The 20,887-nt window shown below is 45.0% G+C and carries 22 protein-coding genes; 18 read left to right on the forward strand and 4 right to left on the reverse strand.

Features of this window, described 5'->3' with window-relative positions:
• Nucleotides 1-2: 2 nt before the first annotated feature.
• The 7 genes from LEP1GSC050_RS04660 (at nucleotide 3) to LEP1GSC050_RS04690 (ending at nucleotide 6,975) form a co-directional block, all read left to right on the forward strand.
• The gene (locus tag LEP1GSC050_RS04660; RefSeq protein ID WP_010568365.1) at nucleotides 3-929 is read left to right on the forward strand and encodes a sensor histidine kinase; all 927 of its coding nucleotides are present in this window, start codon (nucleotides 3-5) and stop codon (nucleotides 927-929) included.
• A complete protein-coding gene (locus tag LEP1GSC050_RS04665) occupies nucleotides 926-1,618 on the forward strand; it encodes a response regulator transcription factor (protein ID WP_010568364.1) in 693 nt (230 codons plus the stop codon). Before LEP1GSC050_RS04660 ends, LEP1GSC050_RS04665 begins: the two co-directional genes overlap by 4 nt.
• Nucleotides 1,611-2,633, forward strand: coding sequence for a uroporphyrinogen decarboxylase family protein (locus LEP1GSC050_RS04670; protein ID WP_010568363.1), 1,023 nt, complete (start codon nucleotides 1,611-1,613; stop codon nucleotides 2,631-2,633). Before LEP1GSC050_RS04665 ends, LEP1GSC050_RS04670 begins: the two co-directional genes overlap by 8 nt.
• Nucleotides 2,630-3,979, forward strand: coding sequence for an oxygen-independent coproporphyrinogen III oxidase (gene hemN / locus LEP1GSC050_RS04675; RefSeq protein WP_010568362.1), 1,350 nt, complete (start codon nucleotides 2,630-2,632; stop codon nucleotides 3,977-3,979). Before LEP1GSC050_RS04670 ends, hemN begins: the two co-directional genes overlap by 4 nt.
• 175 nt (nucleotides 3,980-4,154) lie before the next feature.
• Nucleotides 4,155-5,087, forward strand: a complete 933-nt coding sequence (locus tag LEP1GSC050_RS04680; RefSeq protein ID WP_020987156.1) for an LA_0442/LA_0875 N-terminal domain-containing protein — start codon at nucleotides 4,155-4,157, stop codon at nucleotides 5,085-5,087.
• 101 nt (nucleotides 5,088-5,188) lie between these two features.
• The gene (hemG, locus tag LEP1GSC050_RS04685; RefSeq protein WP_010568360.1) at nucleotides 5,189-6,475 is read left to right on the forward strand and encodes a protoporphyrinogen oxidase; all 1,287 of its coding nucleotides are present in this window, start codon (nucleotides 5,189-5,191) and stop codon (nucleotides 6,473-6,475) included.
• 23 nt (nucleotides 6,476-6,498) lie between these two features.
• Nucleotides 6,499-6,975 (forward strand): DUF4870 domain-containing protein, encoded by a 477-nt coding sequence (locus tag LEP1GSC050_RS04690; protein ID WP_010568359.1) that lies wholly within the window; start codon nucleotides 6,499-6,501, stop codon nucleotides 6,973-6,975.
• Between the two features lie 23 nt (nucleotides 6,976-6,998).
• Here LEP1GSC050_RS04690 and hemH read toward each other — a convergent pair whose 3' ends face one another.
• Both hemH and LEP1GSC050_RS04700 read right to left on the reverse strand, forming a co-directional pair.
• Nucleotides 6,999-8,102, reverse strand: a complete 1,104-nt coding sequence (gene hemH, locus LEP1GSC050_RS04695) for a ferrochelatase (protein WP_010568358.1) — start codon at nucleotides 8,100-8,102, stop codon at nucleotides 6,999-7,001.
• A 16-nt stretch (nucleotides 8,103-8,118) separates the two neighbouring features.
• Nucleotides 8,119-9,258, reverse strand: a complete 1,140-nt coding sequence (locus tag LEP1GSC050_RS04700; protein ID WP_010568357.1) for a putative porin — start codon at nucleotides 9,256-9,258, stop codon at nucleotides 8,119-8,121.
• A 189-nt stretch (nucleotides 9,259-9,447) separates the two neighbouring features.
• On the opposite strand from LEP1GSC050_RS04700, the gene LEP1GSC050_RS04705 reads away from it, so the two are divergent.
• From LEP1GSC050_RS04705 to LEP1GSC050_RS04715, 3 genes are all read left to right on the forward strand, one after another.
• On the forward strand, nucleotides 9,448-10,374 hold the full coding sequence (locus LEP1GSC050_RS04705) for a ParA family protein (RefSeq protein ID WP_020987151.1): 927 nt from the start codon (nucleotides 9,448-9,450) through the stop codon (nucleotides 10,372-10,374).
• On the forward strand, nucleotides 10,358-11,059 hold the full coding sequence (locus LEP1GSC050_RS04710) for a ParB/RepB/Spo0J family partition protein (RefSeq protein WP_010568355.1): 702 nt from the start codon (nucleotides 10,358-10,360) through the stop codon (nucleotides 11,057-11,059). Before LEP1GSC050_RS04705 ends, LEP1GSC050_RS04710 begins: the two co-directional genes overlap by 17 nt.
• A gap of 117 nt (nucleotides 11,060-11,176) precedes the next feature.
• Nucleotides 11,177-11,782: an NADPH-dependent FMN reductase gene (locus LEP1GSC050_RS04715; protein ID WP_010568354.1), complete on the forward strand. Its 606-nt coding sequence runs from the start codon at nucleotides 11,177-11,179 to the stop codon at nucleotides 11,780-11,782.
• A gap of 14 nt (nucleotides 11,783-11,796) precedes the next feature.
• Here LEP1GSC050_RS04715 and LEP1GSC050_RS04720 read toward each other — a convergent pair whose 3' ends face one another.
• Nucleotides 11,797-12,933: an acyltransferase family protein gene (locus LEP1GSC050_RS04720; RefSeq protein ID WP_010568353.1), complete on the reverse strand. Its 1,137-nt coding sequence runs from the start codon at nucleotides 12,931-12,933 to the stop codon at nucleotides 11,797-11,799.
• 75 nt (nucleotides 12,934-13,008) lie between these two features.
• Between LEP1GSC050_RS04720 and LEP1GSC050_RS04725 the strand changes: the two genes are divergently transcribed.
• Nucleotides 13,009-13,404 (forward strand): Crp/Fnr family transcriptional regulator, encoded by a 396-nt coding sequence (locus tag LEP1GSC050_RS04725; RefSeq protein ID WP_010568352.1) that lies wholly within the window; start codon nucleotides 13,009-13,011, stop codon nucleotides 13,402-13,404.
• A 62-nt stretch (nucleotides 13,405-13,466) separates the two neighbouring features.
• On the opposite strand, the gene LEP1GSC050_RS04730 is transcribed toward LEP1GSC050_RS04725, so the two are convergent.
• Nucleotides 13,467-14,486, reverse strand: a complete 1,020-nt coding sequence (locus LEP1GSC050_RS04730; RefSeq protein ID WP_010568351.1) for a GGDEF domain-containing protein — start codon at nucleotides 14,484-14,486, stop codon at nucleotides 13,467-13,469.
• Nucleotides 14,487-14,636: 150 nt separating this feature from the next.
• Between LEP1GSC050_RS04730 and LEP1GSC050_RS04735 the strand changes: the two genes are divergently transcribed.
• From LEP1GSC050_RS04735 to LEP1GSC050_RS04770, 7 genes are all read left to right on the forward strand, one after another.
• Nucleotides 14,637-15,401 (forward strand): SDR family NAD(P)-dependent oxidoreductase, encoded by a 765-nt coding sequence (locus LEP1GSC050_RS04735; protein ID WP_010568350.1) that lies wholly within the window; start codon nucleotides 14,637-14,639, stop codon nucleotides 15,399-15,401.
• Nucleotides 15,402-15,410: 9 nt separating this feature from the next.
• The gene (locus tag LEP1GSC050_RS04740; protein ID WP_010568349.1) at nucleotides 15,411-15,935 is read left to right on the forward strand and encodes a low molecular weight protein-tyrosine-phosphatase; all 525 of its coding nucleotides are present in this window, start codon (nucleotides 15,411-15,413) and stop codon (nucleotides 15,933-15,935) included.
• Nucleotides 15,925-17,229, forward strand: a complete 1,305-nt coding sequence (locus LEP1GSC050_RS04745; protein ID WP_010568348.1) for an NAD(P)/FAD-dependent oxidoreductase — start codon at nucleotides 15,925-15,927, stop codon at nucleotides 17,227-17,229. The genes LEP1GSC050_RS04740 and LEP1GSC050_RS04745 overlap by 11 nt, the downstream gene beginning before the upstream one ends.
• A 58-nt stretch (nucleotides 17,230-17,287) precedes the next feature.
• Complete coding sequence (locus LEP1GSC050_RS04750; protein WP_010568347.1) at nucleotides 17,288-18,100, forward strand: SDR family NAD(P)-dependent oxidoreductase; 813 nt, start codon at nucleotides 17,288-17,290, stop codon at nucleotides 18,098-18,100.
• A gap of 19 nt (nucleotides 18,101-18,119) precedes the next feature.
• Nucleotides 18,120-18,542, forward strand: a complete 423-nt coding sequence (locus LEP1GSC050_RS04755; RefSeq protein ID WP_010568346.1) for an SRPBCC family protein — start codon at nucleotides 18,120-18,122, stop codon at nucleotides 18,540-18,542.
• Nucleotides 18,543-18,824: 282 nt separating this feature from the next.
• The gene (gene ald, locus LEP1GSC050_RS04760) at nucleotides 18,825-19,940 is read left to right on the forward strand and encodes an alanine dehydrogenase (RefSeq protein ID WP_010568345.1); all 1,116 of its coding nucleotides are present in this window, start codon (nucleotides 18,825-18,827) and stop codon (nucleotides 19,938-19,940) included.
• 544 nt (nucleotides 19,941-20,484) lie between these two features.
• Entirely contained in the window at nucleotides 20,485-20,850 is a 366-nt protein-coding gene (locus LEP1GSC050_RS04770; protein WP_040911130.1) for a hypothetical protein, read from the forward strand.
• Nucleotides 20,851-20,887: the final 37 nt, after the last annotated feature.

Raw genomic sequence — 20,887 nt, forward strand, 5'->3', positions numbered from 1 at the left:
TTATGCACTCCTTTAAATACAAGAAAATTCTCCTTCCGCTCGCATGGATAGCGATTACGGTTTCGCTGGGAAGTTGGTGGCTTTTTTTGGGGCTGCGTCAAAATCGCATGGCTATGGAATTAGCGTCTAGAATCGGCGGTGTCGCGGAGCAGGAGGTTCTGGATAAGTTAGAAAGACAAAGTCTTATGATTAAGATGGAAGGAACGTTCTTCCTCTTAATGCTCGTTGCAGGCGGGATCACTTTGGTTTGGCTGACGTTCCGAGAATATAAACGTAATAAACTCATTCAGGATTTCTTTTCCACCGTCACTCATGAAATGAAAACTCCGCTGGCGAGTTTGAGATTGCAAGTGGAAAGTCTGCTGGAGGAAAGTCCTAATCCTTCGACAGATAAACTTCTGCATAGGCTTCTCAAAGATTCCGTACGGATCGAATCCCAAATGACGAAAGCTCTCTATCTCGCCAGCCTGATGCGCTCCGAGGGATTGTACTTGGAAGATACTAATCTTCCGGATCTAGAGGAAAGTTTTAAGGACGACTGGTCGGAATTAACTTTGATAACCGACTGGACCTGTGCAAGAGTCAAGGCTGACCGCAAAGCTTTAGAAAGCGTTTTCAGAAATCTTTTAGAAAATTCGGTTCAGCACGGCAAAGCGACGAAAGTTAAAATATCTACGGAGCAGGTTCCAGGCGGAAGAGTTAAGTTTGAGTTCCAAGATAATGGGATCGGTTTTCGCGGCGATCTTCGCACATTGGGCAGACCGTTTATTCGACATACTTCTACAAGCGGTACCGGTATCGGCCTATATATCGTTAAGAATCTTATCAAGAAAATGGGCGGCAATTTCGTTTTACGTGCCTCCGAATCCGGAGGATTTAAGGCGGAATGGACCCTTTCCGCCTCCGGAAAAGGGACTAAATCGACATGAAGGCAAAACTTTTACTGGTGGAAGATGATCGGTCCCTGGGAGAAACCCTAAAAGAGCGGTTGGAGAAGGAAGGATACGAAATGATTTGGACCGTATCCGCGCAATCCGCAAGAGCCTTGGCTCTGGAATCTAAACCGGATTTGATTCTTCTGGACGTAAGATTGCCGGACGGAGACGGATTCGAATTGGCAGCGGAATTGCGAACTCGCAAAGATTGTCCCCCCTTTCTTTTTTTAACCGCACATTCGGGCGCACCGGAGAGATTACGAGGATTCGAACTCGGAGCGGAGGAATTTATTCCTAAGCCCTTCCACTTAAAGGAACTTTTGATTCGAGTAAGACACGTATTAGAATCTCATAAACATTCGTTTAAGAAAACTAAATATGCTTATGAAGGATTTACGTTGGATTTTTCGGGGTATTCCATCCATACGCCTTCGGGAGAAGAGATACATCTTTCTAAGAGGGATTGCGCCTTGCTGAATATGTTGGTGGAAGAGCGACAAAGAACGGTAAGCCGAGACGAAATCTTGGACCGTCTTTGGGGAGAGGAAAAATTCCCCACAAATAGAACGATAGATAATTCCATTGTACGTCTTCGGCAAGCGTTCGGAGACAAAGGCGAAGACGCGATTCGATCCGTGAGAGGGGTCGGTTACCAATGGACCGGAGATTTACAGGATGCCTAATCAGAAATTTACGAACGCCTTGCAATGCAAGGCTCAATCGATTCCTCCGATCTGGATGATGCGCCAAGCGGGTCGATATCATTCTCATTACCAAAATTTACGGAAAAAACATACATTCGAGGAACTATGTAAAATTCCCGAACTGGCTGCGGAAGTCGCGTACGGCCCTGTAAACGATTTCGGATTCGATACTGCAATTCTGTTTTCTGATATTCTATTTCCCCTAGAAGCGCTCGGGATGGGTCTAAAGTTTGGAGACGACGGACCCAAACTCGGCTGGCAATTGGCCGAGTATAGCGATTTGGGAAGAATGCATTCTTTGGAGCATGCCGTCGATTTTATGAGTTTCCAGAAGAACGCGGTGGCCTTGACGCGTAAAAGGATTCCCGAAGATCGATCCTTGATCGGGTTTATCGGAGGCCCGTGGACCTTATTTTGTTACGCGACATTAGGAAAACATGATGGAAATCTGATTTTGCCGAAAGTTTCACCAGTATTAAGGGAAGGGTTTTATAAAAAACTTTTACCTTTATTGCGTGAGAACATTCGACTTCAATTGGAAGGCGGCGCCGAGATCGTCATGATTTTCGATACTGCAGGCGGAGACGCTTCTCCCGGTTTCTTTATGGATGCGATATTTCCCCCGCTGCGGGAGCTGGTGGAAGCGTTTCCGGAAAAGATAGGCTATTATGCGAAAGGAATCCCCTCTCAAAGTTTGGAATCGATCCGGTCCCTAGTCGGACTTGCGGGTTTCGGAGTGGATCACCGAGTAGAACTTACGGAACTCTTCGGAAAACGAAAGCAGTTTATCCAAGGGAATTTCGATCAGGCCATGCTTTTTTTGGAGCCTGACGAATTCCGAAGTTATTTAATGAAATGGTTGGATCCTTTTTTAAGACTGACACCCGATCAACGGTCCGGTTGGGTCTGCGGATTAGGGCACGGAGTTCTTCCTAAAACTCCCGAAGCGAATGTGCGCAATTTTGTAAAAACTGTGAGGGATGTATTTGCATGAAATCACAAATAAATCTGATAGAAAAATATGATGTTCCCGCTCCGCGTTATACTAGTTATCCTACTGTTCCTTATTGGGAGGATAATCCGACACGTTCGGAATGGCTGAATGCGGTTCGAAACAGAATTCTTCCTGAAGATTCTTCGGTTGCTTTGTATTTGCACATTCCTTTTTGTGAAACGCTTTGTTCTTTTTGCGGATGCAATACTTCGATTACCAAAAATCATACGGTGGAAGAACCGTATATCGAAACTCTGTTGGAAGAGTTTGCGAACTACGTTAAGTCTATCCCGGAATTACCTAAACGCGAATTGAGAGAATTGCATCTAGGAGGAGGCTCTCCCACTTACCTCTCCGAATCCAATTTAAAAGCTCTACTGACTCCGATTCTTAGCTCCTGGAAAACTGCGGAAAGGCCCGAGTTTTCGTTGGAAGTGGATCCTAGAAGAACCAGGTTGACCCAGCTAGAAGTTTTAAAGGATTTCGGGTTTACGAGAATCAGTTTAGGGGTTCAGGATTTCGATGCCGAAGTGCAGAGACTAGTAAATCGAATTCAGCCCTATGAACTTACTGCCGGTATTACGGAGGGTGCCAGGAAATTAGGCTACACTTCAGTAAATTTCGACCTTATATACGGCCTGCCTAGACAAACTAAAGAGAGTATACGGGATACTATATTAAAAACGTTGCAATTACGTCCGGATAGGATCGCGTTTTATAGTTATGCCCACGTCCCTTGGATTAAGGCCGCTCAGAGATTGTTTACCGAGGATGATCTTCCGAAAGGATCGGAAAAAAGGGAGCTATATGAAATCGGGCGAGAAATGTTCCTAAACGCAGGTTACAAAGAGATCGGCATGGATCATTTTGCTCTGGAAACCGATTCACTTTATACGGCTTCTTTGGACGGAACTCTTCATCGTAATTTTATGGGGTACACCACTCGCTCTACGGATCTACTCTTAGGTATGGGAGTTTCGGCTATTTCGGATAGTTGGGATTGCTTTTATCAGAATGAAAAAATTCTGAAGAAATATCAGAGAAGAATTCAGGAAGACGGCCATGCTTTGCTTAGAGGACATAAACTTACCGGCGAGGATTTACGTCAGCGCGAATTGCTTCTAAGGCTTTCCACTACGGGTAGAGTGGACGTTCCCGCTGAGATTTTCGAGGAAGTCAGGCTCTATTTAGCCTCCATGGAGGACGATACTTTAATTAGGTGGGACGGCCATACCCTTGTTCTTACGGACCTCGGTAAGCCATTTCTTCGAAACGCCTGTACAGGTCTGGACCTACGATTGAGAAGAAAAAGTCCCGAAAGTAAGGTTTTCTCGCAATCTATTTGAACAAACGAAACGACTCGATTGTTTGATAAAATGGTGTGAAAGCGACAAAATGAACGTTTTGGAAATAAATTACTTCTCGTCTAATATTATCGGGGGAACTTCTCATTTTTTAGGATTTAGTACTAAGAATTGTTAAAGTTATAGAATGGTTTCATCAGCGTTTCGATCGATTATAATGGTTCTCATCCTGTTTTTATTACCGGCGGCGATATTTCCGGTAACCATTCTATTGCGCGAAGGTGGCAAAGTAAAAGGCGATCTAGTCACGCAGAATCAATCATCGATAGTGATCCAGACCGAATCAGGCAAACGAGCAATCAATAAAAAGTTAGTCTTAAAAGTCTTGTATAAGGACGTCAGCGACGACGAAGAAGAGAAAATTCGCTCTGCCGAAGAGAAGAAGATCGCCAATACCAAGCGAGAAGTCGTCGAAAAAGAGCAGGCACGGCAATTGCAACTGCAACAGGATGAAGCCGATCGACTTCGAAGAGAGGAAGAGCAGCGCAAAGTCGTTCCAATAGTCCCTAAGCAGGACGCGATAGAGCCTGGAAAAGCGTTGTTTCGTTCCGCAATATTACCCGGGTGGGGACAGTTTTATAGCGATCGAAAAGTTTTCGGAGTACTGTGGCCGACTCTGATAGCAGCTGCGGGCTTTGCTTCTTATGATAAATATAGGGTCTACCGTAATGCGGTTCGAGATTACGGGACATTAGGAAATCCTTATTCACAAACTGCGATCATAGGAACTGCTCTAGGTATTAATGCGGTATACACGCCTCCGACATCTTCGGACCCGTTGACTCAATACATTCTGGATAAGAACTACAATTTAATCCGCCAAAAAAGGGCGGAGGCCGATCGGGATTTTCAGCATTATCAAGAAGCTCTATACGCTTTGGGCGCTATTTATTTACTTAATTTAGTCGATGCTTATTTCTTTGCCAACTTTGGTAGGAATTTAGTGAAAGTTTCCGACGGCACAAATTCCGGTCTCGTCTTATCGGTGTTACCTTCGAATGTCGGCCAAGCGAATTTAAGCTCCACCGGATCTTCCTCAGCTTCTTTTTTGGAAACCAAATATTCGTTCGGTTATAGATTCAGTTTTTAAACAAGAAAACTTGATTTTTCTTATCCTCGAATAAACTACCTTTCAACTTTTCATTTAGGGTATTTTATTGCCAGAACGATCGGGGGTTCTACGATGTAACCGTGGCAAAACCCATTCCAGATCGAGTTATTATTGGTGCCGGATTTACGGGCCTCGTCCATGCATTTCTCGCAATCGAGAAAGGAGAATCCGTCTTAGTTTTAGAAAAAAGGGACGGGACCGGAGGATTAATACGTTCGGTTCGTACCGAGTACGGAATCGTGGAAACAGCCGCAAACGGAATTCTAAATTGTTGGGAATTGGAGAGGCTTGCTTCTCGACTGGGCTTAGACGTTTTACTTCCGGATTCTGCGTCTCGAAGAAGATATATATTCTCCGATGGAAAGCCGAGACGATTACCGCTGAAGTTGGGAGAAATTATTAGATTAGTTTACGGTGCAGTCTCGAAACCGTCCAAGCCGGAACCGGGAGAGTCCGTACTCCGTTGGGGAAAGCGGATTTTAGGAGAAGGTACGGTATCCAAAATCGTCGAACCGGCGTTAGGTGGAATTTACGCCGGAGATTTGGATCTGATGTCCGCCGAATTTGTTTTCGGTAAGTTTTTGCCGGAAGATCAAACTCTCTGGAAAAATTTAAGAGCATATTCAAAATCCTTAAAGAATAGACCGAGGCTTTCGCCTGCGCGACGAGGCACGGTAAGCTTTAGGGGCGGAATCGGTACTTTAGTCCGTGCGTTGGAAGCGAGAGTGACTCAAGACGGAAAGATTCTGTATGATGAAGATATATCCAGCTTACGTGAACTTAAAAAAAGATTCCCGGGGGCCAAGATTACGATTGCTACTGGTCTCGCATCGAGTTTGAGAATTTTAAAGAGCGAATTCCCTGAACTAAAAACATATCAAGGAGTGCTGGAGTTATTGCCGATCGTAAGCGTTACTAGATTCGGTAAGGATTCCGTTCTGAAGGGGAAGAAAGGATTTGGAATACTTTTTCCTAAAGATCATAAATCTTTTTCTTCTGAATTGGGCTTGCGAGTCAGGGGAATTTTATTCAACGATTTTATCTGGCCTACTCGGGCGGAAAAAGGAATTCACTCCGAAACCTACATCTACGGCGGAGCCGGAGATCGGGAAATCGCAACTAAATCGGAGGATGAAATCATTAATATCGTCGAGGATGATAGAAAAAAATTGATTCCCGACGGTCTCGATCCGATCAATCATTATGTTACTGTGTGGAAGGAAGCGTTGCCGGTATATGGTCCGCAACTTTACGCGTTTAATAAGGATTTGGATAGGATTCTTCCTCCGGATATCAAAGTCGAAGGGAACTTTAGACAAGGTATCGGTTTAAAGTCCATTTTGGAAAGGGCTTTTGCAGGTAATTAGATGTCTCATAAAAGAGGTTGGCGATGAAATACGAAGACTTAGAAAAATTAAACGGTCTGAAAGAAAAAGGTGCGATTTCTCAAGAAGAATATGAGGCAGAGAAAAAGAAGATTTTAGAGACTCCTTATTCGAATCAGAATGATCGCTTGGGAATGACAGTGAATCAATATTGCATGCTACTGCATTTGTCTTTATACTCCGTATTCGTATTTCCGGTCGTCGGTATGTTGGTGCCGTTAGTTCTCTGGTTGATCGAAAAAGATTCGGACCCGGAGGTCGATGCCCACGGAAAGATCGTCGTTAACTGGCTTATCAGCTCGCTGATATATGGAGTAATTTTTGGAGTTCTATGTATCGTTCTGATAGGAATTCCATTTATTCTTATATTGGGCGTATGCTATGCTTTGTTCCCGATTATCGGGGCGGTGAAAGCGAATAGCGGTATCAAATGGGAATACCCTTTAAGTCTGCATTTTTTAAAAAAAGAACAATCTCAATAGGAAAGAATATTCTCGATTGCGAATCAACGTGCTAAGCAAACGGTCGCTTGGCGCTTAGGATCGAACCCGCCGCAAGATTTGCATAGACAGGCGCCCTGCCCTCCCCTCTCTACTGCGATTTTTGCCTCGAAAACGAATTTACTTAATGCTTCTAAAAAGGCGGGGTAAGTTCCGGGGGCGGGAATTCGGTAATATTCCATCACGCCCCGGGCAAGGGCATGGTCCCTTATTTGTACTCCGATTTCCTCCAGAGTTTCTAAATGATCGCTGACAAAACTAATCGGGTAGATAGCAATTCTCTTAACATTTTTTGCGGCGAGTTCAGCAATTTTGTCTAGGGTATTAGGACTCGTCCATTTTGCCGGCCCGACTCTGCTTTGAAACGAAAGATGAATCTTACCGTGAAACCCGTCAGCCCGTAATAGAGATTCTAAATCCGAAACGTTTTGCTCAATTTCTCGAACGTATACGTCTCCTTTTTGAATTAATTTAACGGGAATTCCGTGAGCGCTGAAAACAAGATCTATTTCTTGCCAATTTTGTACACCGCCGCTTTGCAAGTGAAGAAACGTCTCGGGCTTCAAATTTCCTTTGAAATAATCTAGGATCAGATTCTTTACCGATTCTAGATATTCAGGGCGAGTGGAGAACGGAGGCACCCAACCCGGGTGACCGGATGGACAAAATCCTAATTTTTTCTTTAACAACATCGCGGTTGAAAGGACGGTCGATCGCGAATACTGCGGATATAAAGGTAAAATAATAACACCTTTTCTTGGGTCGGTCCAATCTTCTCCTAGATCCCTCAGGTCCGGGAAGCCGCAACTCATCGCTATCCGGACTTCCCATTTTTCTCCGGATTCTTCCAGAAGCTTACGCAATTCGTTTGCTTGGTTTTCCGTTTCGGATACTAGAGGGGATCCTCCTCCGAAACCCATCGAGGCGTATGTCTCTGCGACTGTTTTGGCTCTAGAGACTGCGATTTTCTTGGCTATCCATTTTCTTAAAAACTCCGGAAGGGAGAGATCGAAAACGAACGGGTCTTCGAAAAGGTCCAATAAAAATTTCGGGATTTCCGCGGCGCTTCTAGGTCCGCCTAAATTTAAAAGAAGGAGTCTGTTTTTCAAGTGGCCTCCGATAGCGCTATTTTGTTGCGATCCATTCCAAGTAGTTCGTTACAGAGAATTCTATATTATACTGTTTCGTATTCAGATAATTTCTATAATGACCTGCCGCATTTGATAAAATATCATTCGAGCTGATTCCACCCCTGGTTTGGAAGCTTCCCGATCCGTACAGCCTATTTTCGGTCAATCGTAGAAAGAATAGCCAAGAATCTACGATCACCCCTCCCCCGATATTCGCCTCTATCCCGTAGCCTGCTGCGTCTCCAATGAAATTCAAACTTCGTTGATAATGATAATCTCTGAAATGAGAATACCATGTGCTTCCCAAGAACGCTCCTTCAAACATCCATTTTCCGTCGGAGTATCTATATCCGATTCCTATCGGGAGTTCCCAAGTAGTGTTGGTGAAACTTAGCCCCATCCCGATAGGTCCGTAAAAGATAGGATCGGACGCGATCCATTGATTTACATCGTAAAGATAATATTTAAAATAAGTGTAATGAATTCCCCCCGTCACAAAAAAACCTTGGCCATTTTTGCGCGCGTCAGGATCGCTGGAGCCTAAATATCTTCGGACGGATAGGCTCAGGCGATCTTGTTTCATTTTTAGTTTTCCCCGCCCGTCGGCAAAGTTTTTAGAGCCGCTGAACGTATACGGAGTGTCGTAAAAACTCCATTCCCGAAATCCAAACTTAGCCCCCCTCTCGATAGAAAAATCCGCCAGAGCAAAATCCTCATCCTTGCCCTGCCCCACCCTCTGGTACCGGCCGTTACTTCTGTATCCGAAGCTGATTTCCCATTTCTGCCACCAATGCCTGAGCTCGATTCCTCCGTATGCGAAATTTCGATTATAGGAAATTCTGGATCCCGCCTTTGCTCCGGAAAGATTCGGATATTTTGTTCCTGATTCGAAGATATGCTCTCCTCCGTTTTCCCCCATTAGTAAAGTCGCGGAAGACCTTGCCCAAAATGTTTCCCAAAATCCGACTTTCCGTGAAATGGCCTGTTCTTTTTGTGAAGGCGCTCCGACCTCAGAGTTTTCCGTTGATTGGATTGAGCCTTTTTTTTCGATTTTCTGTGAGTATATAGCCGATTGCGGGAACAGTAACAGCGAGAGGAGTAAGAGTCCGGCTGTCGAAAAATGTCGTTTTTTCATTTTGTGTCCGAATCCGGGAGGGTGAAACGATTTCACCCCGGTACGAACCCGGGAAATGGAAATACTAGGATCCTCCCCTCCCCGCCCTCGAGCAATCTCGTTTTTTCGGGCTTAAGCTAATAATGAGACATAGGTTTGGTTGACAAAACAAGTCGAAAGGGGGAACAAGAAGCAAAGGTCTCGATTGAAATGAAAGCGAGGTTGTTAGAAGTTCATGAAATTCTTTCGGAATACGCGATAAGCTCCGGAGAAGAGTTTCAAAAAAAGGCGGAAGCTTGGGGAATCCCCGTTCAGGGAAAAGGAAAATACAAGGAAGAAGTGTTGGATAAATACTTTCGCAAGAAAAAGACAAAAGGGTTTGAATCGGTGGTGATTGCCGTTTCAAACCAGAAAGGCGGAGAGGGTAAAACTACAGTATCTATATGCCTAGCGGAAGCATTGGCAAAGTCCGGTCGTCCTGTGCTTTTGATAGATTGGGATGCCCAGGCAAATATAACTCAGTTATACGTCGGCCAGGTTGAAAAGTCAGTATATCATACCTTGGGTTATCGGGGGGACGCAACCCTGTCGATGTCGGAGATTATCGTCAGTCTCGCTCCGAATTTGGATTTAGTTCCATCCTCCATTCACCTTGCAAATTTCACAACGCCCTACGAAAGGGACGACTTCGAACTGCTCAAGGACGCGCTTTTACCAATTCGATCCTCCTATGAATATATTATAATAGATTGCCCGCCGTCTCTGGGATTGATTTTGGAAAATGCTTTGATAGCGTCCGATCTGGTACTGGTTCCGATTCAAACTCGTGCTTTTAGCGTGCAAGGCCTAAAAGATCTGCACGGTACGATCGAAAAAATTCGCAAAAAGGCAAATCCGGATCTTGGATTACTAGGGGCCGTATTGAATCAGTACGAAGATTCGCGGGCCTTATCGGGATTAGCTGATGCTATTCGTAAATATTTTCCCGTCTTCGATTCGGTAGTTTACCGTCGAGAAGCAATTCCGCAATCGCAAGCCAAGAGGAAACTGCTTTCGGAATATGACCCCAAGGCGATGCAGATGTTTTCGGCTCTAGCCGAAGAGGTGGTAAGGAGGGCAAATGGCAAAGAGAGCTGAATTTGCAGGAATGGATCTTTTGACGGCTTTTGGCGGGGAAGATTCCTCTCGAAAGGAAATCACGATTCAAGATATTCTTCCTAACCCCGAGCAGCCGAGGGTTTTCGGAAAAGAAGAGGTGGGCGATTTGACCGAATCGATGCGAAGACTTGGATTGATCGAGCCGATTGTAGTTAGAAAGGTCGGGAAGAAGTTTCAAATCGTAGCGGGAGAAAGGCGCTATCAGGCGGCCAAAATCTTGGGATGGAAATCCATTGCTGCGGTGGAAACGGATGCTTCGGAAGATCGATGCTACGAGATGGCTTTGGCGGAAAATGAAAAACGTAAAAGCTTGAATCCCTGGGAAGTCGGGCGCGCGATTCAATACCTTCGAAAAGAAAAAAAGAAAACCGCAGACGAGGTCGCAAAATTGTTGGGTTATACGGAGCGGTATGTAAAACAACTGAGCTCTATCGCAAGGCTGGATCAAAAATCCGTCGGTGATCTATTACGTAGCGGAAAGGACGCTTCGATAAAGAATTTGGAAAGTCTGTTAAAACGTAAGGAAGGCCGAGGGGGTGAAATGATTTCACCCCGGAAAACAGTCGAGAGGGTAACCTTGGATTTAAAGTCCCTCCCGGCCAAAACTCGAGATTCTTTTTTGCGAGATCTCGCAGTTTTAAAGAAAAAATACGGACTGAGTTGAGAAACAGTAATTTCAGTTTTGATGATTTTGGCCCTCGTAGAATAAATTTTCTAATTGGATAAATTGCGGCACAAAAAAGCATTCCCCTAAAGCAGAATCCGTTCGCTTAGGGATAAAATGAAAATAGGAATTATCGTAGGATCGCATCGTAAAGAATCTCAATCCGCAAAAGTGGGAGGGTTCCTTGCTTCGAAATTGAAGGAGATGTCGGTTCAAACTTGGACTTTCGATTTAGGAAAGACGAGGCTACCGATTTGGGATGAAAGTTTTTGGGACGGCGGCTTAGAATGGGATTCTCTCTGGAAACCGATCGATACGGAACTTAGGAGCTGCGACGGTTTTGTAGTAGTGACTCCCGAATACGCCGGGATGGCAAGTCCGGCTCTAAAGAATTTCTTTTTATATGCAGGGCTGCCTCAGCTCGGCCATAAGCCTGCGCTATTGGCCGGTGTCTCGGCCGGTCGCGGAGGAGCTTTTCCGGTGGATGAGCTTCGCTCAAGCAGTTATAAGAATAGCAAACTTTGCTATATTCCCGAACAATTACTATTCCGCGAGGCCGAACACCTGGTCAATCCCGGTGATCCGATTTCTCAAGAAGATTCGTATATACGTGAAAGAAGCACCTTTGCACTTAAGGTTTTGATCGCGTATGCGGAAGCCCTGTCCGAAGTCCGGGAATCGGGAGTCACGGAAGACCCTCGATTTAAGAACGGGATGTCTTAGAGTTACTCCGGCGCTTATGGTTTTTTAAAGAGACGTAATATCCTTGCCCCTCCATCCCAAATTAACCATGGTAAGGCTAAATTTACGATCCATGTGAAGAAGTAGAAGGGGACTTGGATCCACCAAGGATCGAACGGGTTTTGGGAATGAAAAAAATGAATCAGCACAGGATGCAAAAGAAAGATTCCTAAACTTCCTTTTCCTAAAGAACAAAAAATACGATAGGGTAGGGGAGGTGGTCCTTTTGTTTCTATATTCGTCCCCCAATGAAATAGAATCAAAAACATTCCCAATGGGTAAAAAATCAGATGATTTGAAATCTCGAAACCGAATCCGAACGTTAATGCGATGCTAGCGAAAGCGTAAGCGAATAGGAGGAAGCAGAGCAATTTCCAAAACGGATTTCCCTTCGGAATAGCTCCGAGTATGGTTTCTAGTATTGGCGGATGACGAAATTTTGCTGCGGAAAGTATTCCCGCCATAAAAAAGAATATAAAGTGGGTCAATAAAACGGGTTCCCAGGTTTTAAATCCGAGGTCGACATAATCGAAAATATGATTCGAGATTATGTTAATCGTTAGCGAGGAAACGAAGATTACCACCCAAGAAGTCCGATGAAGAGATCGAAGGATAAATGGAAAGAGTACGTACGCTTGTACCATCAAGGGAACGAAATAAAACGGGGCAAATAGAGAGCCTTTTAGGTAGGCTAAAATCCATTCCCTCCAGTCCGGAGGAAATCCGAATTTTACGGTAGCTCCGAGGAGAAATACACAGGTGTAGGGTAAAATAAGACCGGAAAACTTGGGTTTCCAGTATGAGGAAGGACTCGAGTACGAGAGGTAGATTCCCGATGATATTAGAAAGGCGGGAACGGAAAACCGAGCTAAATTGGACACGGACAATGCCCAAGTCGAAAAAGGTTCGTTCGGACCGAAATATTTGTAATAGGATGCTAGATGGATAGCAACGATGCCGGAGATGGAAACTCCCCGGATAAAATCGACGACTGCACTCCTGGATTTTGGTTTTGTATGGGGTTGATTGGCGCGGTGATCGAATAGGGAACGGAAAGAAGGAATAAAAAGGAGAAGGATCGCTAGGAATAGCAATCCGAGACCCTCTAAGCTTAAGGAAAGGATAGAATTCATCGAAACGAATAGTCTATTCTAATAGAGAGTTGGCAAGCTAGATCGGAAAAGTTAGGGAGAGAAAGCAGGAATCGAATGAATAAAATCGCCGTGCAAGCAGGACAAGTGATCTTTCGGGAAGGAGAAAACAACAATGCGATGTATATCGTACTCTCCGGTACGGTAGAAATTTTCTTTACGCACAAAAACACAGCAACTCGGCTAGCGCTTATGAAAAAAGGGGATTTTTTCGGGGAGATGGCTTTGTTCCGTGCCAAGCCGCGGACAGCTACTGCGAGAGCAGTTTTAGCCACTGAATTAGCCGCTATCGAGAGTAAACAGCAATTGGAAAAGTATCTTCTTTCAAATCCGGAATTTGCCGCTAAAATGGTGCGTATTCTGGCGGATCGCTTGGCGAACACGAACGAGCTTTTAATCTCGAAACTAAACGAAATTACTACTAAAGAAATAGAGTACCAAATCCAGGATTGAAGAAACTATCAGGAAATTTTTTCCTTAGGTGGATCGGCATGGGGCCGCCTAACTATAATTAACTAGTAAGTGATTCGGTTTTTGCCGGCGGCCTTCGCTTCGTACAATCGAGAGTCGGCAATCGAGTAAAGTCGATTGCTTTCTTCCGTATCTGCGGGGTATTCCGATACGCCCCCGGAGACGGTGACTTCTATCCCGAAATCATTTTTGGAAGAATTTCGAAGATAAGTTCTGAACCTTTCTATAGCAACGCTGGAATTTTCCCGAGTCGTTTCGGGAAGGATGACTGCAAACTCCTCACCTCCGACCCTACAACTGATATCCTCCGTCCGGAACGAATACATAAGGGTTCCCGCAACAAGCTTTAGGATATCGTCTCCAAATGCATGACCTTTCGAATCGTTGATCTTTTTAAAATCATCGAGGTCGAATAGAAAAAGACAAAAACTACGTTTGTAGCGTTTACTTCGAGTTATTTCCTTATTTAGGACGAGATTAAAGTAACGTCGATTGTAAATGCCCGTGCCTTCGTCGATCACCGCGTTTAGGATGATTTCCTCGAAGGAATACATGTCCACGATTTTGGGATTCTCGATGAGGCGATTTTTGAGATAAATATAATCGAGCAAGGCTACAACGAAATTCATACTTCGCCCTAACTTGCGGCTGATATCTTCCGCATGGGAATAAATTTCCTTCCATAAAACGCGGGCTTCCGATTCGGGTAGATCTAAGTTTGCGACGATTCTAAAGAAATCGGAATAGAAGAAATCGTGCTTCCTCCCCATTTCCTCGAATTTACTCGCCAATCCGGATAATGGAGTTTGCTTGTCGTTTACGATTTCCAGGATAGCCGATTTGCGTTCCGAAGAAAGCGGGCCGAGGCCTTTAAATCGATCCCGCATTTCCAGGAGTTCGGTCCTAGCGAGGCTCGCCGCGTTTTCCTGCGCGTTTAGAATATTCTCGGCTTCCTTGAGCTCTTGCTCGCCGAGCTTGGAGATTCGTTCGTATAACTCGACAAGCTTTTTGAGTCGTTCGATCTCTTGGTCTTTCGAGTTTATTTCATCTTCTGAATTTCGCATTCTTGGATACGCAACCGATCCGTTGCTTTAGTCCCAGGCAACGGGGGGAGCTCCTATGCCTATTTTTTTCGGGGTATTTTACTGGTAAAATAATTCCTTTCCCATCTAGCTGGTAAACCAATTAAATGAAGAAAAAGGGCGTTTCTAAAAATGTCGGAAAGCCGTACTCGTAAAAAAGTTATTATTACCGGAGCAAGTTCCGGTATCGGGCGTGAACTGGCTCTTCTTTACGGAAAATCGGGGCACGATTTGGCTATAACCTCTCGCAGAAAGAAAGCTTTGGACGATCTTGCGAAGGAAATTAAAGCCTGGAGTTCGGGCGGCAAGGTCGTTGTTAAGGCGCTTGACGTATCCGACTCGGAACAGAACTTCAAGGTCCTGCCGACTTTGGTCAAAGAGCTGGGCGGCGTGGATCTTTTTATCGCTAATGCAGGCATTTCAACGACGTCCTCTTTCGGCGAGAAAAGCTTTCAGGCCGACAAGAAAGTCATCGAAACGAATCTGATCGGCTTAATGGCCGGGGCTTCGGCGCTGATCGGTACTTTTAAAAAACAGAAGAGCGGCCAGATCGTAGGGATCTCATCGGTAGCGTCTTTCAGAGGATTGCCCGGGTCTTCCAGCTACTGCGCATCCAAGGCGGGAGTTTCCATTTATTTGGAAGCGTTACGCGGAGAAGTCAGAAAATACGGAATCAAAGTGACCGTGATTCATCCGGGCTTTATCGATACGCCCATCAATCAACAAATGGAATCTAGGCCCTTTGTGATTCCGGTCTCGATAGGCGCACAAAAAATTTATAATAGAATCGAGTCAGGCGCCCGTTCGGCAACGGTGCCTTGGTTTCCATGGGCGCCGGTAGGTGTGTTAATGAAGATTGTACCTGAATTTCTCTGGGAGAAAATCGGATATAAATAGGGGAACGCGATGGCGTCTTCAGAAGAACTGGGCTTTGAAAATAAAATTCGGGTTTTATTCGTATGTCTAGGAAATATCTGCCGTTCTCCTGCGGCTGAAGGAATGTTCCAAAATTTGGTCCAAAGGAGGGGAATGCGGGAATTCTTTGAAATCGATTCCTGTGGGACGTCGCAATATCATATCGGCGAATTGCCGGATTTGAGGACCCGCCAGACGGCAAGAAAGCGAGGGGTCGAACTTACTCATCGAGCAAGACAGTTTAGGAAATCCGATTTCGAGGATTTTGATTTTGTTTTAGCTATGGATCGATCTAACCTTAGAGATTTATTAAGCTTAACCTCCGGAGATGAGGACAGAAAGAAGGTTCATCTTTTTCGTAAATTTCAAAAAGGGGAAGTAAGAGATCTTGAAGTGCCGGATCCATATTATGGAACTTTAAAAGACTTCGAAGAAGTCTTGAATATCGTTTCGGAGGCCTCCGAAGGGTTTCTGGAATTTATCTTGGATAAAAACGGAGCGAAGAATGCCCCTTAATAGAAAGTCAAAAAAGAAAGTAGTCGTTATCGGAGCCGGATTCGGAGGCTTACAGGCCATAAAAAAACTTTCCAGAGATGAAGATCTGGATATCACAGTAATCGATAAAAAAAACCACCATTTATTTCAACCGTTGCTTTATCAGGTTGCGACCGCGGTTTTAAGTCCAGCCGATATCGCAATTCCGACGCGCTCCTTGGTCGGAGATAAGGAAAACGTTACCGTCTATCTAGGAGAGGTCGACAAAGTCGATCTTAAAGAGCGAAAAGTTTATTTCCAGGATCATTCAGAAAATTATGATTTTCTGATACTTGCCGCAGGCGCCCGCACTAGCTACTTCGGAAACGATCATTGGAAAAAATATACCACCGGCTTGAAAAACCTAAAGGACGCGCTTGAGATTCGGACAAAATTGCTTCTTTCCTTCGAGCGTGCGGAATTGGAAGAGAATAAGGAGATCGCTAAGTCTCTACTCAATTACGTAATCATCGGCGGCGGCCCGACCGGTGTGGAACTTGCAGGATCCATTGCCGAACTATCCCACGAGATAGTTCGAAACGAGTTTCATACGATAGACCCGGCATTATCTAAAATTACCTTAATCGAAGCTTCACCCAGGTTGTTGATGGCGTTCCATCCGAATCTGAGCGAGTTCGCCAAGACCCGCTTAGAAAAGAGGGGAGTGGAAGTTCTAGTTGGGACGAAAGTGATTAATATTGACGAGGAAGGCGTTCATTTGGACGGGTGTACGATTCGTTCTTCGAATATCATTTGGGCTGCCGGTGTTCAAGCGAACGCGATCAGTCAAGCGTTAGGAGTTCCGTTGGATCGGACCGGGCGCGTGATGGTGGACGAATACTGTAATATCGAGGGCCATCCGGAAGTATTCGTTATAGGCGATATCGCCAATTTTACCAAAAATTTGGAGAGACCTTTGCCGGGAGTCTCTCCCGTTGCGATGCAGCAGGGACGTTATGCGGCTTCCTTGATCTTCGGGGATTTGAAAGGTAAGAAACGATCTATCTTTAAATATGTTGATAAGGGAAGTATGGCTACCATCGGCAGACAGGACGCGGTCGCACAAGTCGGGCTTTGGAGATTGAAAGGCTTTTTCGGATGGGCAGCTTGGTTGTTCGTGCATTTATTTTATCAAGTCGGTTTTAAAAATAAGGTCTCAATATTAATTACTTGGTTTTGGTCCTATCTCACTTTCCGAGCGGAAGCGAGGCTGATCCAAGACGAAGTTGGTTCAGACGGGATTTCCAACCCGACTGCGAAAGAGAAGAGATCGTAACGGATCAAGTAAGAAAAAATCCTTGAATCTACCTTTGACAGTGGAAAAATAAACGCCAATGCAGACGGATGCCTGGAAAGGCAAAACAATCGTGATTACGGGAGGATCTTCGGGGATCGGAGCTTCTCTCCTGGAATTGCTATCTAAAATTCCGTGCAAAATCATTAATCTTTCGCGTACCGAACCTGAGCTAATCAAAAAGGTTGCAAAAGGGCATGAGCGTCGTGCTGCGGAACTCTTTCACATTCCGGTGGATCTCAGTTCCGAAAAAGAAATCAACAAAGCAGCGAGTAAGCTTGCAAAGATAACCGACGGAATCGACGTACTATTTAATAACGCCGGCATAACCGCTCATTCACGATTTGATCAAACTCAAATGGAAGCATTTCGTAAAGCTTTCGAAGTTAATTTTTTCGGACCGGTGCTTTTGACTCTTCGATTGTTGCCGTATATTAAAAAAAAGAAGGGAACAGTCCTTGCCACATCTACGGTGAGCGGGTTATACGGAATTCCCGGGAGAAGCGCATATTCTTCTTCTAAAGCGGCGTTGCACGCAGTGATGGAATCTGCTCGGATCGAATTAGGGGAAGAAGGATTAAGGTTTATCATTTTCTGCCCTCCTTATACTAAAACGAATTTAAGAGCGAACGGTTTGGACGGCGATGGCAATCGTCTGGGCGAATCTCATTATCAAGGGAAGAGTAAATCTCCGACAGAAGTTGCGCGTAAGATGATCTCTGCGGTGGAAAATCCTAAATCAAAGTTGGTGATCATGGATAGAAGCGGATTTTTTTTAAAGTGGATGAGAAATATTTCTCCCTCTTTTTTAGAGAAAGTATTGTTTAAGAAGTTATATAAAGATTTCCATTGAAGGAAAACCCTCTTTGAGTATGGATACAAGAAGCATAATTAAGGAATTCCGATACGAATATCCTTTAGAGAAAGTTTGGAGTGCCGTTACAGTGAACGAAGAACTCATTCATTGGCTTGCCGATAAGGTGACGGGTCGACCCAAGATAGGCGCTGCGTTTTCCTGGACTTGGAATTTAGGTCCGGAAGGGGAGGTGACGTCTAACGGTATATACAAAAAAATCGTTCCGTTCCAAGAATTAGTTTTGGAATGGCAGGATCATCCCGCGGGCGCAATCGAGTTGAAACTGGAATTTCAGCGCGATGGCGAAACTGCGACCATTCTTCGCTTAACGAATTCCGGATATCCTGCAGGGGAAAAATTCGAACACTGGATCGAAGCTGCCTCCGAAGGATGGGACGAGGAAAGTATGCATTTGCTGGAGTATTTGAGCCGCAACTGAGGCACTAAACTTTTTTCCATTATCGCTAAATGTTCAGGTAAGCGACGGCGGTAAACAAGGGCACTCGATTGTTGAGCGCATCGGAAATTCGGTAAGTTCCGAATTTTGAGATCTGAGTGATTTATTAGCGGTTGCTATAAAATTAATTCGAACGAAGAAAGTGAGAAAGGATCCCGGTCGGCAGTCACTTTCCTAGTTAAGATTGATTGCAATTAATTATTCGTTTATCATCTTCTGTTCTGCGATTGAAAATATTCTGATAAAGGTGTCTTTCCCGCCAGTATGAAAATAGGAATTTTGAAAGAACTCAAAGTCGCCGAAAATCGAGTCTGCATGACGCCCGCGGGCGCGGAGATCCTTGGGCATAACGGACACGAGGTCCTCGTGGAGGAAGGAGCGGGGCAGGAAAGCGGTTTTACGGATTTGGAATATTCCGAGCACGGATCAAGGATCGTGCGAAAGAGGGAAGAGATTTTTAAGGAAGCGGATATTTTATTGCATGTGAAGGAGCCGCAGCCTTCCGAATACGATCTAATCAGAAAAGACCAAATATTATTTACGTTTTTGCATTTGGCCGCTTCCGAAGAACTGACAAAGGCCCTCATAAAAACTAAATCAATCTGTTTCGCCTACGAGACCGTTCAAAAGCTCGACGGTTCTCTTCCTTTACTTACCCCGATGAGTGAAATTGCGGGGAGGATGGCGGCTCAAGAAGGAGCAAAATATCTGGAAATGACTTACGGAGGAAACGGAGTTCTTCTTGGGGGTGTCCCGGGGGTGGAACCCGGCGTCGTAGTCATCATGGGAGCCGGGGTTGTCGGGTCCAATGCCGCTAAGATCGCAGCAGGATTGGGAGCGAGAGTTTATATATTGGATACGAATGTCGAGCGATTGCGTCATTTATCCGAAATCATGCCGAAGAATTGCATTACGGTAAAATCGACTCCTTCGGAAATTCGAAAGTTGATTCGAATTGCGGATGTGGTTATCGGAGCCGTTCTATTACCCGGTGCGAAGGCTCCGAGATTGGTCACGAAAGATATGCTTTCGACGATGAAAGCCGGAGCCGTGCTTCTGGACGTTTCTATAGACCAAGGCGGTTGTTTTGAAACTTCAAAGCCTACCACTCACGAGAACCCGACTTACATAATCGATTCCATCGTGCATTATTCCGTGGCGAACATGCCGGGCGCCGTCCCGAAAACATCCACGTTGGCTCTTACAAATGCCACACTCCCATATATATTAGAAATTGCGAATAAAGGATGGAGACAAGCCGTCCTTGAAAATCACGAAATATCGCTGGGAGCGAATATCATTCAAGGAAATATTACTTACAAAGCCGTTTCCGAAGCGTTCGGAATGGATTACGTTTCCGTCGAATCGATGGCAAAATAGCCGATTGATCGTTTCTGTTTGCCCGGTACATATCGATACATTTCTGATTTTTCGATAAAGTCCGAAAATGAAGATTACGGAAGAATCCCGTACTTTCTTAATTTGTCGGGGTATCTTGGAAGCGGTTATTCCCGATTTTTTCCGAGGCTTTACGTCTTCGCATTTTCCCATAAAATGGTTCCGGTGTTTTAACCGTATTTGTTCTGCGGCAACGATGCGAAAGGTGGGAACCAGTCACGGCACCTTTCCGAGATTGATCGTATTTCAGTTTAAATCATGCCGGGACCGAAGCGAAGCGGAGCCTGAAGCAGCGTGGCCCGAGCCTGCGAGGGAGCCGCCCAGATCCAAACGACTTCTTAGATCGTCTTTCGAGTTCTTCTTTTCGATGGATGCAAAAAAGCGATTGATGCCTTGACCCCCTAAAAAAAAATGACAATTGAACCTGTTGTGAACAGGGCTTCGCGGTTCTCTCCAATCGATCTTAGGGTTTTACCCCGTCCTAGGAAAGTCCGTGAAGGATTTCTTTTCTGAGGTGGTAGTGCCGGTGGAATATCAAGATTTAGACTCCTATTTTCAAAGTCTTACTGACATAACGGACACGATCGCCATCCTGAACTCCCCTTACGACTCCGACTTCGATGCCGACATCAGTCGCATGGAAGATTTTTTCAAAGATATCCAATCCAAGGATTGGCTGTCTCAGGAGAGGGAACACTTTAATCTATTTGCGAGCCATTTCTCCTTTCACATTAAAATCGTGGAAGAGATCATTCGCGAAGCCAGAGAAATTCTGGATCCAGAGAGAAGAGTGTATGTTAAGCGTTTGGTTTCCTACCAAAAGGGCGCTCAGGATTGGCTGGCCGATGTTCAAAGACGTAGAAAGTCTTCCGAGACTTTAGCTACGGCATAATCGACTTTCCGTTTAGGATTGACACCCCGGCTTGATC

Origin of the sequence: Leptospira broomii serovar Hurstbridge str. 5399 (assembly GCF_000243715.2) — a bacterium.
In the GTDB taxonomy this organism is placed as follows: Bacteria; Spirochaetota; Leptospiria; order Leptospirales; family Leptospiraceae; genus Leptospira_B; species Leptospira_B broomii.